General features: G+C 71.0%; 12 protein-coding genes. 9 read left to right on the forward strand and 3 right to left on the reverse strand.

The window, feature by feature from the left end:
* Nucleotide 1: 1 nt before the first annotated feature.
* Nucleotides 2-1,288 carry an adenylosuccinate synthase gene (locus QE412_RS12205; RefSeq protein WP_307484082.1) on the reverse strand — a complete coding sequence of 429 codons (1,287 nt, stop codon included), beginning with the start codon at nt 1,286-1,288 and terminating at the stop codon, nt 2-4.
* A 416-nt stretch (nt 1,289-1,704) separates the two neighbouring features.
* Here QE412_RS12205 and QE412_RS12210 point away from each other — a divergent pair, with 416 nt between their 5' ends.
* The 6 genes from QE412_RS12210 to QE412_RS12235 all read left to right on the forward strand — a co-directional run bounded on the left by QE412_RS12210 (nt 1,705) and on the right by QE412_RS12235 (nt 8,703).
* The gene (locus QE412_RS12210; RefSeq protein WP_307484085.1) at nt 1,705-2,565 is read left to right on the forward strand and encodes a glycoside hydrolase family 6 protein; all 861 of its coding nucleotides are present in this window, start codon (nt 1,705-1,707) and stop codon (nt 2,563-2,565) included.
* A 56-nt stretch (nt 2,566-2,621) separates the two neighbouring features.
* Nucleotides 2,622-3,299 (forward strand): peptidylprolyl isomerase, encoded by a 678-nt coding sequence (locus QE412_RS12215; protein ID WP_307484088.1) that lies wholly within the window; start codon nt 2,622-2,624, stop codon nt 3,297-3,299.
* 81 nt (nt 3,300-3,380) lie between these two features.
* Nucleotides 3,381-4,823, forward strand: coding sequence for an argininosuccinate synthase (gene argG, locus QE412_RS12220; protein ID WP_307484090.1), 1,443 nt, complete (start codon nt 3,381-3,383; stop codon nt 4,821-4,823).
* Between the two features lie 717 nt (nt 4,824-5,540).
* Entirely contained in the window at nt 5,541-6,146 is a 606-nt protein-coding gene (locus QE412_RS12225) for a TetR/AcrR family transcriptional regulator (protein WP_307484093.1), read from the forward strand.
* The gene (locus QE412_RS12230; RefSeq protein ID WP_307484095.1) at nt 6,143-6,769 is read left to right on the forward strand and encodes a hypothetical protein; all 627 of its coding nucleotides are present in this window, start codon (nt 6,143-6,145) and stop codon (nt 6,767-6,769) included. The genes QE412_RS12225 and QE412_RS12230 overlap by 4 nt, the downstream gene beginning before the upstream one ends.
* Nucleotides 6,766-8,703: a YhgE/Pip domain-containing protein gene (locus tag QE412_RS12235; protein ID WP_307484097.1), complete on the forward strand. Its 1,938-nt coding sequence runs from the start codon at nt 6,766-6,768 to the stop codon at nt 8,701-8,703. Before QE412_RS12230 ends, QE412_RS12235 begins: the two co-directional genes overlap by 4 nt.
* 454 nt (nt 8,704-9,157) lie before the next feature.
* Here the strand turns inward: QE412_RS12235 and QE412_RS12240 are convergent, their stop codons facing one another.
* Nucleotides 9,158-10,546, reverse strand: coding sequence for a sensor histidine kinase (locus QE412_RS12240; RefSeq protein ID WP_307484100.1), 1,389 nt, complete (start codon nt 10,544-10,546; stop codon nt 9,158-9,160).
* 75 nt (nt 10,547-10,621) lie between these two features.
* Nucleotides 10,622-11,356: a response regulator transcription factor gene (locus QE412_RS12245; protein ID WP_307484102.1), complete on the reverse strand. Its 735-nt coding sequence runs from the start codon at nt 11,354-11,356 to the stop codon at nt 10,622-10,624.
* A 122-nt stretch (nt 11,357-11,478) separates the two neighbouring features.
* Here QE412_RS12245 and QE412_RS12250 point away from each other — a divergent pair, with 122 nt between their 5' ends.
* The 3 genes from QE412_RS12250 (at nt 11,479) to QE412_RS12260 (ending at nt 14,403) form a co-directional block, all read left to right on the forward strand.
* A complete protein-coding gene (locus QE412_RS12250) occupies nt 11,479-12,948 on the forward strand; it encodes an ABC transporter permease (protein WP_307484105.1) in 1,470 nt (489 codons plus the stop codon).
* A 26-nt stretch (nt 12,949-12,974) separates the two neighbouring features.
* Nucleotides 12,975-13,682, forward strand: coding sequence for an ABC transporter ATP-binding protein (locus QE412_RS12255; RefSeq protein WP_307484107.1), 708 nt, complete (start codon nt 12,975-12,977; stop codon nt 13,680-13,682).
* A gap of 178 nt (nt 13,683-13,860) precedes the next feature.
* Nucleotides 13,861-14,403, forward strand: a complete 543-nt coding sequence (locus QE412_RS12260; RefSeq protein WP_307484110.1) for an SRPBCC family protein — start codon at nt 13,861-13,863, stop codon at nt 14,401-14,403.

Consider the following 14,403-nt stretch of genomic DNA (forward strand, 5'->3'; position numbering starts at 1 on the left):
GTCAGTCGACCAGCGGGTGCCGCACGATCACCTGGTCGCGCGCCGGCCCGACACCGATCACCGAGATGCGCGTACCGCTCATCTTCTCGAGAGCGAGCACATACTCTTGCGCGGTCTGCGGCAGGTCGTCGAACGTGCGCGCGGTCGAGATGTCTTCGCTCCAGCCGGGGAAGGTCTCGTAGATGGGCTTGGCGTGGTGGAAGTCGGTCTGGTTGACCGGCAGGTCGTCGAAGCGCACGCCGTCGACGTCGTAGGCGACGCACACGGGGATCTCATCGAGCCCGCCGAGGATGTCGAGTTTGGTGAGCACAAGGTCGGTGATGCCGTTGATGCGCGTGGCGTACCGCGTGATGGGGGCGTCGTACCAGCCGACGCGGCGCGGACGACCGGTGGTCGTGCCGAACTCGAAGCCACGCGAGCGCAGCCAGTCGCCGCTGTCGTCGAACAGCTCGGTCGGGAACGGGCCCGAGCCCACGCGGGTCGTGTAGGCCTTGACGATTCCGACGATGCGGTCGAGACGGTTCGGGCCGACGCCCGAGCCGGTCGAGGCTCCACCGGCCGTCGCCGACGACGACGTGACGAACGGATACGTTCCGTGATCGACGTCGAGCATCGTGGCCTGGCCGCCCTCGAAGACGACGACGTCACCGGCATCCAGAGCATCGTTGAGCAGGAGCGACGTATCGGCGACCATCGGACGCACCCGCTCGGCGTACGAGAGCAGGTCGTCGACGATCTCGTCGACCGTGATGGCGCGACGGTTGAACACCTTGATCAGCAGGTGGTTCTTCTGGTCGAGGGCCCCCTCGACCTTCTGACGGAGGATGTTCTCGTCGAAGAGGTCTTGGATGCGGATGCCGACGCGGTTGATCTTGTCGGCGTAGGCCGGGCCGATACCGCGGCCGGTGGTACCGATCATGCGCTTGCCGAGGAAGCGCTCGGTGACCTTGTCGAGCGTGCGGTGGTACTGCGTGATGATGTGCGCGTTGGCGCTGATGCGCAGACGACTGGTGTCGAGACCGCGGGCGTTGAGCGCCTCGAGCTCGGCGAAGAGCACCTCGAGGTCGACGACGACGCCGTTGCCGATCACGGCGTTCACGCCGGGCGAGAGGATGCCACTGGGCAGGAGGTGCAGCGCGTACTTCTCGTCGCCGATGACGACGGTGTGCCCGGCGTTGTTGCCGCCGTTGAACTTCACCACCCAGTCGGTGCGCTCACCGAGCAGGTCGGTGGCCTTGCCCTTGCCTTCGTCGCCCCACTGGACTCCGACGATCACGATTCCGGGCATGTGCGCTCCTCGCGTCTTGTTCCGGCGGTACAGCCCATCCTATCGAGAGGGTCCGACACGGCCTCCGCCACTGCGCGGGAGCTCTCGTCCCGACCCATGGGAGGATGCCGCCACGGCCGCCGCTCGTCTCGTGCGATCCCTTGCGCACGTGCACGAAGCGCCTCACCCTGTCCACGCCCGGGAAGTGCGTGTGATACTTACGCGCACGAAGGTAATGCTGTCGCAGGCCCCTTCTCCCTCCCCCCGGACGAGAGATCCCATGACGGTCATCACACCCCGCCAGGAACGCATGGAAGCGGTGGCTCACGGTCAGCACCTTCGCGGCGCTCACGGCGCACCTCGTCTTCGGCGCCCCCGCAGCCCATGCCGCACCGCCGCGTCCCGATGCCGCTCGTACCGCGTCGGCGCCCAACCCCTTGGCATCCGGACCCGCCCTGCCGACGTACTCCGCCGCAGCCGAGGCGCAGAAGGCCGCAGCCGCGGCCGGGCGCACGAGCGTCGCCAAGCAGATCGGGGTGATCGCCGGGCAGCCGACGGCGGTGTGGCTCGGCGAGTGGTACGACGGCGCCTCCCTCGTGCGCGTGCTGCAGGCGGAGACGGCCGCCGCGGCCCGGCAGAAGAAGACCGCGGTGTTCGTGCTGTACGGCATCCCCGCTCGCGATTGCGGCCTGCACTCCGGCGGCGGATTCGACGCGACCACATATCGGCAGTGGACGCAGTCGATCGCCCAGACGTTGCGCGGAACGCGTTCGGTCATGATCGTCGAGCCCGACGCCCTCGCGATGTTGGGGGACTGCGACGGGCAAGGCGATCGCGCCGGTCTCATCCGCGCAGCGGTTCGCGACCTCGCCGCCGCGGGAATCGCGTCGTACATCGATGCCGGCAACTCGGGGTGGATCCCCGCCGAGGTCATGGCGGAGCGACTGCGCGCCGCGGGCGTGACAGAGGCGCGCGGCTTCGCCACGAACGTCTCGAACTTCTATCCGACTGCCACGGAGCAGAAGTACGCCGAACGCGTGCGCGCGCTGCTGGGCGGCAAGGCCCGCTACGTCATCGACACCTCGCGCAACGGCCGCGGCTGGACCGGCGATTGGTGCAACCCTTCCGGCGTCGGCCTCGGGAGCACCCCGCGCGCCGTCAGTGGCAGCGGCGGTCTCGATGCCCTCCTCTGGATCAAGCGTCCCGGCGAGAGCGACGGCGACTGCAACGGCGGCCCCACGGCAGGCAGCTGGTACGAGAAGGCGGCCCTCGAGCTGGTGCGGCTGCGCGCGAAGTAGCGCCCGCGGAGCCCGGCTCAGACGCGGCGGCGGGTGCGAACACTTACCCTGGGAGCGTGCGTACGCGACTGATGTCCGCGGCTCTGGCCGCCTCCGCCCTGCTTCTGCTCGCCGGTTGCGCCGGGAGCTCTCCGAGCGACTCCGCTCCCGCATCGAGCGCATCGGCATCCGCTCCTGCGACGGGAGAGTGCACGTACACCCCGTCCGGACAGCCCGCGGTCGACGTCACGCCCCCGGCCGAGGGCACCGAGCGCCCGACCGGTTCGGTCGAGGCGGTGCTGCAGACATCGGCCGGCGACATCGCCCTCACCCTCGACGGCGAGCGCACGCCGTGCACGGTCGAGAGCTTCATCTCGCTCGCGCAGCAGCAGTACTTCACCAACACCGAGTGCCACCGCCTCACGACGCAGGGCATCTTCGTGCTGCAGTGCGGCGACCCCACCGGCACCGGCCGCGGCGGCCCCGGCTACCGCTTCGACGATGAGCTCGACGGCACGGAGACGTACCCCGCGGGCACCGTCGCGATGGCCAACGCCGGCCCCGGCACGAACGGCTCGCAGTTCTTCCTCGTCTACGAGGACACGCAGCTCAGCCCCGACTACACGGTCTTCGGCACGATGTCGCCCGAGGGCACCGCTGTCGTCAAGGCCATCGCGGCCGAAGGCACGGCGACCGGCGGCGCCGACGGAGCACCGAAGAGCCCCGTGACCATCACGGGCGTCACGATCGGCTGACCCTCCTCCCCAGACCCCCGATGGCGGCGAGACGTCCACACGCGTCGGGGCCCCGCATCCTTCCCCAATAGAATCGAAGGCATGTCCAAGGTCCTGCAGTCCCTTCCCGTCGGCGAGCGCGTCGGCATCGCGTTCTCGGGTGGTCTCGACACCTCGGTGGCCGTCGCGTGGATGCGCGACAAGGGCGCCGTGCCGTGCACCTACACCGGCGACCTCGGGCAGTACGACGAAGACGACATCGCATCGATCCCGGGCCGCGCCACGCAGTACGGCGCCGAGGTCTCGCGCCTGGTCGACTGCAAGACCGCCCTCGTCGAAGAGGGCTTCGTCGCCCTCGCCTGCGGGGCGTTCCACATCCGCTCGGGCGGGCGCACGTACTTCAACACCACGCCGCTGGGCCGCGCCGTCACCGGCACGCTGCTCGTGCGTGCCATGAAAGAAGACGGCGTCGACATCTGGGGCGACGGCTCCACCTACAAGGGCAACGACATCGAGCGGTTCTACCGCTACGGCCTGCTCGCCAACCCCGCCCTGCGCATCTACAAGCCATGGCTCGACGCCGACTTCGTCACCGAGCTCGGCGGTCGCAAAGAGATGAGCGAGTGGCTCGTCGCCCACGACTTCCCCTACCGCGACAGCGCCGAGAAGGCGTACTCGACGGATGCCAACATCTGGGGCGCCACGCACGAGGCCAAGACGCTCGAGCACCTCGACGTCTCGCTCGAGATCGTCGAGCCCATCATGGGCGTGCGGTTCTGGGACCCGGCGGTCGAGATCGAGACCGAAGACGTCACGGTCGAATTCGAGGCCGGTCGCCCGGTCGCGATCAACGGCACGCGCTTCGACGACCCGGTCGCGCTCGTCCGCGAGGCCAACACGATCGGCGGTCGCCACGGCCTCGGCATGAGCGACCAGATCGAGAACCGCATCATCGAGGCCAAGTCGCGCGGCATCTACGAGGCGCCGGGCATGGCACTGCTGTTCCTGACGTACGAGCGCCTCGTGAACAGCATCCTGAACGAGGACACCCTCGCGACCTACCACGAGCAGGGTCGCCGACTCGGCCGCCTGATGTACGAGGGCCGCTGGCTCGAGCCGCAGTCGCTCATGCTGCGCGAGTCGATCCAGAAGTGGGTCGGGTCGACCATCACCGGGTCGGTCACCGTGCGCCTGCGCCGCGGTGAGGACTACACGATCCTCGACACCGTGGCATCCGGAATGTCGTACTCGCCCGAGAAGCTCTCGATGGAGCGCGTCGGCGACGCCGCCTTCGGCCCCGTCGACCGCATCGGCCAGCTCACCATGCGCAACCTCGACATCGCCGACTCGCGCGCGCGCCTGGAGCAGTACGCCTCGCTCGGCCTCATCGGCGGCCCGACCGGCGAGCTGGTCGGCGACGTCGCCGCGGGCGGTGCGCACGAGATCACCGAGCCGGCCGCTCCCCTCGATGCCGCCGGCGAGCGCCTCGCCGAGGCGACGGATGCCGCGGGCGAAGCCGCCGCGTTCGACACCGGCACCGACTGACACCCCCCCCTCCGACGAAGCCGGCCGCCCCGACGGGCCGCCGGCTTCGTCCGTCGCGGTTGGTCTCGGTTGGTCTCGGTTGGTCTCGGTTGGTCTCGGGTCGTGTCGCGAGGGCAGCCGCGACCGCGAGGAGCGGAGCCGGCGAGAACAGGGCATCGTTCGAGAACAGGGTGGGATGCCGCTGTGCCGGCCTGTCCTGGAACGATCCCCTGTCCCGGCGGGCCGGGGCCGGGCGGGACGGGGACCGGGGACCATGAGCATCGCCTCGGCCTGGGTCGGGTTGGCCGGGGCCGGGCGGGACGGGGGCCGGGGGCCGAGGGCGGGCCGCGGGCCGAGGGCGGGGGCAGGAGGCCCGGCGGGACAGGGGGCCCGGGGAGGGCCCCGGCCATGAGAACACGACGTCCCGCGCGAACAGGGGATCCCGCGAGAACAGAGCGCAATGCCGGAAGTACGGCCTGTCCTGGAACGATCCCCTGTCCTGAGGGCCGAGATCAGGCCCGCCAGGGCCAGGGCAGGGCCACAGCCGGACAAGCCAGCTGGACCCGCTCGGGCGCCAGAACAGGTGATCCCGCGAGAACAGGTCGAGACACCGACAGACCAGCCTGCTCTCGAACGATCCCCTGCCGCGGCGCGCCAGACCTCGGCCTCGCCCCCACTCAACGCAGCCGCAGAATAAGTTGCACGCCAGCGTGCACTTTAGGCGTACACTGATCCCCCGTGAGCACCCATACCCGTCGCGACGCCATCGAGAACCGTGCCGGCATCGTCGACGCCGCGACCGCGGTCATCGGCCACGACCCCCGTGCCTCGATCGACGCGATCGCCCGACGAGCGGGTCTGTCGCGCCGAGCCCTCTACGGCCACTTCGATGACCGCAATGCCATCGTGCGCGAAGTTATCGCCGCCGGCGCCACTCGCTTCAACGCCATCGCCGATCGCGTCGACGACGCCGATTCCCGCGTGGCGATCGCCCGCCTGGCATCCGAGCTCTGGCACGAGGCTTCACACGTGCAGGCGGCCGCAGCCCTCGCTCTCGACGACGCGCACCTGGCCGAGACCTCCGCAGCGCTCGCACCGCTACGTCGACGCATCGATGTGATCGTCCGCCGCGGACAGGAGGCCGGGGAGTTGCGCACCGACATCTCCGCGCCCACGCTCGCGCGCCTGCTCGAAGAGACCGGGCGCACGGTCGTCGCCCGCGTCGATGCCGAATCGACCGCGGCGCTCCTGATCGCGGTGGTCACCGTGCTCGGCATCGCGGGCCTGTCGTGGACCGAAGCACGTGACCTGCTCGCGCAGCACCCCGACCTGGAGGCGCAATGAGAATCGTCCTCGACGCGGTGTCGAAGGGACGGGCGCAGCGCGCGCTGCCCGCGACCACGACCGCCTACGAGAGCGGGCGCGCGGCGCTCGTCGTCGCCGAGACCGAGCAGCGTCCCACGGTGCTGGGCCTCGTGGCATCCGGTCGCATGAAGGTCGACACCGGATCCGTCACGATCGACGGACGAATGGATGCCAGGGCCCTGCGCCGACGCGTTGCCGTCGTCGACGCGCCCGTCGTCGCCGAACCCGAACCCAACGTCTCGGTCACGGGCGTCGTCGCCGAGGAGCTGATGTTCGCCGGCCACGCCCCCACGCCGTTCGCCGCGGCACGCTGGCTGGAGGGGCTGGGCCTCGAAGCGATCGCCGGCCTGCCCATCGGCAACGTCGACCCCGCCGCGCGAATCCGCCTGCTGCTCGAGCTCGCCGCGCTGCGCAAAGACGTCGAGGGGCTCGTTCTCGTCGCCCCCGACCGTCACGGCGGAGAGCCCGTGGCATGGTGGCGCATCGCGCAGGAGTTCGCCGAGCGCGGTTACGCCGTGCTGGTCATCGCCGGCCAAGCATCGCGCACCGCGATCGATGCGCTCGAGGTCGATGCGCTCGAGGTCGAGGAGGCCGCACGGTGAAGATCCCGCAGATGATCGCCGCGGAACTGCGCCGGCTCACCTCGACCCGCATGGCGGTGCTCGCCCTCGTCGCCCTTCTGGCGGTACCGATCCTCTACGGCGGCCTCTACCTCTGGGCCAACCAGGATCCGTACGGCAACCTGTCGAGCGTGCCCGTGGCGCTCGTCGTCGAAGACCAGGGCGCCGAAGTGAACGGCCAGCAGCGCAACCTCGGCGACGAGGCGGCCGAGCAGCTGCTCGACAGCGACACGTTCGAGTGGCACCGCGTCTCGTCCGACCAGGCCGATGCGGGGCTCGCCGTCGGCGACTTCGACTTCGTCGTGACATTGCCTACCGACTTCAGCGACGCCGTGGCCTCGCTCTCGAGCGACAGTCCGCGTCAGGCCGACATCGAGCTGCGCACGAACGACGCGAACAACTACCTCGCGTCGACCATCGGCACGCAGGCCGTGGCGCGCATCCAGGCGTCGGTCGCGAAGAAGGTCGTCGACGAGGCCGGGCGCAGCCTGCTCGACGCCCTGCACACGATCCGCGTGAGCCTCGTGGATGCCACGACCGGGGCGACGCAGATCGTCGACGGTCTCGCGACGGCGAAGGGCGGATCCTCGCAACTCTCCAGCGGATCGGTCACCCTCGCCGACGGCTCGTCGCAGCTCGCTGACGGCACGGCGCAGCTCGCGACGGGCGCGAGTCAACTGCGCGACGGGACGGCTCGATTGCGCGACGGCTCCGCGCAACTCGCCGACGGCGCGCAGCAGGTGGCGGGCGGGGTCGACCGCATCGACTCGGCTGCGCGCGAGGTGGGCTCGATCGCCGCTGACGCCAACGCCCGCCTCCCCGAGGCCCGTGCCGACATCCTGAAAGCCCTCCAAGACGCCCACGTCAGCCCGGAACGCATCGACGAGATCCTCGCGCGCCTCGACACCGTGGGCGAGAAGCTCTCCGCGGCGAACACGCGCGTGCAAGACACGGTGACCCAGATCAACCGACTCGATGACGGCGCCCGTCAGGTGGCCGCGGGCAGCTCCTCGCTGGCTTCTGGGGCGGCGACCGCGGCCGATGGAGCCTCGGCCCTGGCCGACGGCGCCGGCACGGCGGCATCCGCAGCAGCGCAGGTACGTGATGGCTCGGCGCAGCTACGCGACGGGGCGAGCCAGCTCGACAGCGGCATCGCCCAGCTCGCGACCGGGGCGACCCAGCTGCGCGACGGCCTGTCGTCGGGGGTGCAGCAGATTCCCGACTCCGACGACGCCACGCGTCAGGCGCAGGCGTCAGCCATCTCCGACCCCGTCGCCGTCGGCACGAGCGCCGTCACGAAGGCGCAGAACTACGGTGCCGGCCTGGCGCCGTTCTTCGCCGCGTTGGCGGGCTGGATCGGCATCTACGCGCTGTTCCTGATCGTGAAGCCGGTGTCCAAGCGCGCCATCACGGCGCTGCGCTCCCCCGTGCGCGTGACCCTCGCGGGCTGGCTCACCCCGGCGGGACTCGGTGCCCTGCAGATGGTCGGACTGTTCACGGTGCTCGCCATCGCCCTGCAGTTCTCGTTCGCGAACCCGTGGGCCGCTCTCGGGATCCTGGTCTTCGCCTCGGCGACGTACGCAGCGATCGTGCTGGCGCTGAACGTGTGGCTGGGCTCGGTCGGGCAGTTCCTCGGGTTGGTGCTGATGGTGCTGCAGCTCGTGACCGCCGGTGGAACGTTCCCCTGGCAGACGCTGCCCGCCCCGCTCGCGGCGCTGCACCACGTGTTGCCGATGGGCTACGTCGTGGATGCCATGCGGCAGGTCATGTATGGCGGCGACGTCTCGCGGGTCGGGCCCGACCTGCTCGTGCTCGCCGGGTGGTTGCTCGGCGGCGTGGTGCTCGCGGCCCTGGGTGTGACGCGGATGACGCACCACCGCACGCTGAGGGATCTGCAGCCGAGCCTGATCGGCTGAGCCGGGACCGGTCCACGCCCCGGCCCGGGACAGGCGAAGCGCGCGGCGGTGGCATCCGGGGCAGGGCGCCGGGCGCGCGGCGACGCCGGAGCTGCAGGCGGTGCCGGGCGGTGCCGAGCTCCGGGCGGTGCCGAGCTCCGGGCGGCGCCGAGCTCCGGGCGGTGCCGAGCTCCGGGCGGTGCCGGGCGCCGGGCGGTGCCGAGCTCCGGGCGGCGCCGGAGGTGCGGGCGGAACGCGCGTTCGCGCGGGCGGAGCGGAGGATCAGGGACAAGCGGAGGACAATCTCGCGGCATCCCTCCTCCCCCGGTCCCTCGCCCTCGGCTCGTCACGCCCCGACCACCCGACCACCCAAGCCCTCCAGCCCCCCCCCAGCGCCCAACCCCCAACCCCCAACCACCGCACACCTCACGCCGCACACCGCACACCGCACACCGCACACCGCACACCGGCGACCCTAGGCGCGCTCAGCCGGCAGTCGCACCTCGAACACCGTCCGCCCTGGCGCGCTGTCCACGGAGATCGTGCCGCCGTGCGCCTCGGTGATCGCCTGGGCGATCGACAGCCCGAGGCCCGTGCTCCCGGCATCACGGTTTCGGGAGTCATCGCCCCGCGCGAACCGCTCGAACAACCTCCCCACCACGGCCGGGTCGATCCCCGGCCCGGTGTCGGACACCCGAAGGATCGCATCGTTGCCCTCACGCGCGAGCGAGAGGGTCACGGTTGTACCAGCCGGGGTGTGGGTGGAGGCGTTGCGCAGCAGGTTCGCCACGACCTGGCGCAGGCGGTTGTCGTCACCCGTCACGGAGATGAGGTCGTCCGACACGTCGAGGCGCCACTCGTGGGTCGCGTCGGCCGCCTGCGCATCGCTGACCGCGTCGACGGCGAGCAGTGTCAGCTCCACCTCCTCGCGCCGCAGCGACTGTCCGGCATCCAGCCGCGCGAGCAGCAGCAGGTCGTCGACGAGGGATGCCATGCGCTGCGCCTCCGATTCGATCCGGTCGAACGAGCGGGCCTGGGTCGGCGTCATCGGCCCGGCCTCGCCCAGCGACAGCTGCGCGTACCCGCGGATGCTCGCCAGCGGCGTGCGCAGTTCGTGGCTGGCATCCGCGATGAAGCGCCGCAGCTGCTCCTCGCTGTGGTGCCGCGCGGCGAGCGAGGACTGCACGTGCCCGAGCAGGTCGTTCAGCGACGACCCCACCCGGCCGACCTCGGTGGCGCGGTCGGTGTCGGCCGTGGCGACCCGGTCGGGGATCTCGACGTCACCGGCACTCAGCGACAGCGTCGACACGCGTTGGGCGACGTCGGCGACCCGGTCGAGCGGTCGCAGACTGCGCCGGACGAAGAACGACAGGCCGATCACCGCGATGAGCAGGGTGACGGCGGAGACGGCGAGGAGGATGATCGTCAGCGCCGTGGTGGTCGCCGTCACATCGGCTTCGGAGTTGCCGGCGACGATCAGGGCACCGTCGTCCTCGGCGGCGGCGACGCGGAATGCTCCGAGCTCACCCCCGAAGTCGACGGTCGTCGGAGCACGATCGGTCGGCACCGACGAGCGCAGCAGCGCGATCTGGTCGGCGGTCAACGACACCACCGTCCCGTCTGCCCGCGTGTACCCCGAGCTGCGGACGGTGCCGTCGTCGCCGATGACCGCCATCAGGGTGCCGATGCGTGGCGCCGGGGTGCCGGCATCCATCCCCGGCGGCGGTTCGCCCCCACCCGGGCCTTCGCCCCCGTGACCGTCGAACGCGTCGCGGCCGACGGCGAACGACAGCCCCTCGCGCACCTGCTGGTCGAGGCGGTCGAGCGTGAATGAGCGCAGGGCCAGCACGGTTGCCACGCTCATCGCGACGAAGGCGAGCAGGACCAAACCCGCTCGTTCCCACCACGAGCGTGCGTCGCAGCGTCCACCGACGTCGGGTCATGGCGTTCTGATCGTGTAGCCGACCCCGCGCACCGTGTGGATGAGGGGTTCGCCGAGGGTGTCGACCTTCTTCCGCAGATACGAGATGTAGATCTCGACGACGCCGCCGTTGCCGCCGAAGTCGTAGCTCCACACCTGGTCGAGGATCTGCGCCTTGCTGAGCACACGGCGCGGGTTCTGCATGAGGTAGCGCAGCAGCTCGAACTCCTTCGCGGTGAGCTTGATCGGGATGCCGCCGCGCTCGACCTCGTACGCCTCCTCGTCGAGCGACAGGTCACCGACGCGCAGGCGCGGATCGGCGCCGGCGACGACCGCGACATGTCGACGGGCCATGCCGCGCAGCCGCACGACGACCTCCTCGAGATTGAAGGGTTTCGTGACGTAGTCGTCGGCACCGGCCGAGATGCCCGCGATGCGGTCTTCCACGGCATCCTTCGCGGTGAGGAACAGCACCGGTGCGTCGTTGCCGGCCGCGCGGATACGCGTGAGCAGCTCCATACCGTCGAGGCCCGGCATCATGATGTCGAGCACGAGCAGATCGGGACCGAACTCGCGGATGGTGTTCAGCGCCTCCTGCCCGTTCGCGGCGGTGCGGGCGTCCCAGCCCTCGTTCTGCAGCGCCATGCGCAGCAGGTCGCTCAGGTTGGCTTCGTCGTCGACGACGAGCGCACGCACGGGTGAGCCGTCGGGCCGGGTCAGGGGGATGGGGCGGGAGGTCACGACAGCCAGCATGCACCGTCACGACTGCCACCGTCATCCGACATAGGCGCTTCATAAGAAGCGTGAGGGAGCGGTGAGGGTGCCTTTCCTAGCGTCGCAGCGAACGGCCGCACCCCGCGTCCGGAAGGAGAAGCATGTACGGCACCTACCTGCGGCGCGAGCTCGCCGGCCGCACCAAGCAGACCGTGATCGTCGCGGTCGGACTCGCCATCGCCATCGCGCTCGTCATGGTCGTCAACGCCCTCTCGGCGGGAGTGCGCGACGCCCAGGAGCAGGCCCTGTCGTCGGTCTACGGTGTCGGCACCGATCTCACCGTCACCGGCGCGCAGGCCGAGCCCGCACAGGGCGGCGGCCCCCGGTTCGACTTCGGTGCCGACGACGGGGCGACCAGCGACGGCACCACGACGCTCAGTCAGTCTCGGCTCATGACCGACATGCGGCGCGGAACCCTCGACGCCGCCGCGGTCGCGACCGTGGCCGACCTCGGCGGGGTCTCGGCCGCTACCGGCGCGCTGTCGCTGACGAACACCACGTTCTCGGGGCAGATGCCCGACCGCAGCGCCGGCTCCGCACAGGGCGAAGGGATGCCGCAGCAGCCCCCGTCCGGCGGAGGGCCCGGCGGCGACGGCGGCAGCGCCTTCGGCATCGACTCGTTCACCGTGCTCGGCGTCGACCCCGCGGCATCCGTCGGCCCGCTCTCGTCGGTGACCGTCACCGACGGACGTGCCCTCACGGCATCCGACGCGGGCACCGACGTGGCCGTGGTCGACGCGACCTACGCGGCGAGCGCGGGCCTGTCGGTGGGCAGCACGATCGAGGTGGGCGGCACGGCGATGCAGGTCGTCGGGATCGTCGCTTCCACCTCGGCTGACGCCGACACCGCCGCGAACGTCTACCTTCCCCTCGACGTGGCGCAGACGCTGGCCGGCGTGGGTGATGTCGTCTCGACGGTGTACGTTCAGGCGTCGTCGGCGGATGCCATCGATGCGGTGCAGAGCGAGATCTCGGCCGCGCTTCCTGACGCCACCGTCAGCTCGCAGTCGCAGCTCGCGTCCACCGTCTCGGGCTCGCTCTCGAGCGCGTCGACGATGATCTCGAACCTCGGCACGTGGCTGTCGATCGTCGTGCTACTGGTCGCGCTCGCCCTCGCGGTGCTCTTCACCCTGTCCGGCGTCGCGCGCCGCACCCGGGAGTTCGGCACGCTCAAGGCGATCGGCTGGTCGAACGGGCGCATCGTGCGGCAGGTGGCGGGCGAGTCGCTCGCGCAAGGGCTGATCGGGGGCGCGGCGGGACTGATCCTGGGACTCGGCGGCATCCTGCTCGTCAACGTGATCGCGCCGACCATCTCGGTGTCGTCGTCGACGCAGGCGGGTGGCCCCGGCGCGCAGGGCGGTCCCGGCGGCGGCTTCGGGGGCGGGGCCCCCGGCGGCTTCGGTCAGGCGGCCGCCCAGGCCACCGACATCGTCCTCAGCGCCCCCGTGACCCCCGGCGTCGTGATCGCCGCGGTCGGCATCGCCGTGCTCGGCGGCGTGCTCGCCGGCGCGTTCGGCGGGTGGCGAGCCGCACGCCTCAGCCCCGCCGCCGCTCTGCGTTCGGTCGCGTGACCGGCATCCCCTTCGAAGGAGACATCATGACCCTCATCTCAGCCACGGACACCACCCTCGCCTACCGCCTCGAGGGCGTCACCCGCACATACCGCCAGCGCGACCGCCAGGTGCAGGCGTTGGCGAGCATCGACCTCGACATCGCCGCGGGCGACTTCGTCACCATCCAGGGCCCCACGGGGGGCGGCAAATCGACACTGCTGCAGATGCTGGGAGCGCTCGACCGACCCACCGCGGGAACGGTGATGCTCGGCGACCTCGACATCGCCCGCGCATCGGCCGCGGAGCTCGCTCGCCTTCGCGCCCACGAGATCGGCTTCGTGTTCCAGGGGTTCAACCTCATCCCGACGCTCACCGCGGCCGAGAACGTCGACATGGGTCTCGAACCGCTCGGGCTCGATCGTCCCGAGCGGCTGCGCCGCATCGCCGACGCGCTGGTACGGGTCGGGCTGGCCGACCGGCACGACCACCGCCCGAGCGAGCTGTCGGGCGGACAGCAGCAGCGCGTCGCGATCGCTCGCGCCATCGCGAAGCAGCCGCGCGTGCTGCTGGCCGACGAGCCGACGGGGAACCTCGACGAGCGCATGCGCGACGAGATCCTCGACGTGCTCGAGCAGCTGAACACCGAGGGACTCACGTTGGTGGTCGTGACGCACGACTCGGCCGTGGCGCGACGAGCGCGGCGGCGGCTGCGCTTGGCCGGCGGCCGGGTGACCGACATCACGCGCGGCTGAGCGCGGCCCACCCGCGGACGAGCGGAGGGCGAGGGACGAAGGGAGGTTGCCCACGCGGCATCCGTCCGCCCTTCGTCCCTCGTCCTCCCCCGTCCACGCACACGCGCCGCACCGTCAAGACCCGTCACCCCGCCGCCATCCCCCCCTACAGTCGAATCACGCCGACCGAAGGGATGCCATGGCCGCCCGCAACACGCGCCTGATGCGCTGCACACCCGACGATCTCTTCGCCGTGCTGTCGGACGGATGGCTCTACCCGGTGTGGGTCGTCGGAGCCGCGCGCATGCGCGGTGTCGATCCCGAGTGGCCGCAAGAGGGCTCGCGCCTGCATCACTCCCTCGGGGTATGGCCCGTAATGATCCACGACCAGACCGAACTGGTCGAGTGGGATCCCCCGCGCCGGCTGCGGCTTCGGCCGGAGGCGGGCATCCTGGGTCGCGGTGTCATCCGCATCGACGTGCGCGAGCATGCCGAGGGCGTCGCCGTCACCATCCTCGAGGAACCCGTGTCGGGTGCCGCCGCCGTTCTGCCGTCGCTGTTGTGGAGGCCGTTGCTCATAGCCCGCAACCACGAGTGCCTCAACCGTCTGGCGTTCCTGGCCGAGGGGCGTCGCGAAGAACGAGAGGCCCGCGAGCTCGACCATCGCACCGAGACGCCCGACCCCGACGACGGCACACCCTCACCGCAGGCGCGGGAAGACGTACGCGAAGCGAGCGTCTGA

The organism is Microbacterium trichothecenolyticum, assembly GCF_030818955.1.
GTDB lineage: Bacteria > Actinomycetota > Actinomycetes > Actinomycetales > Microbacteriaceae > Microbacterium > Microbacterium trichothecenolyticum_B.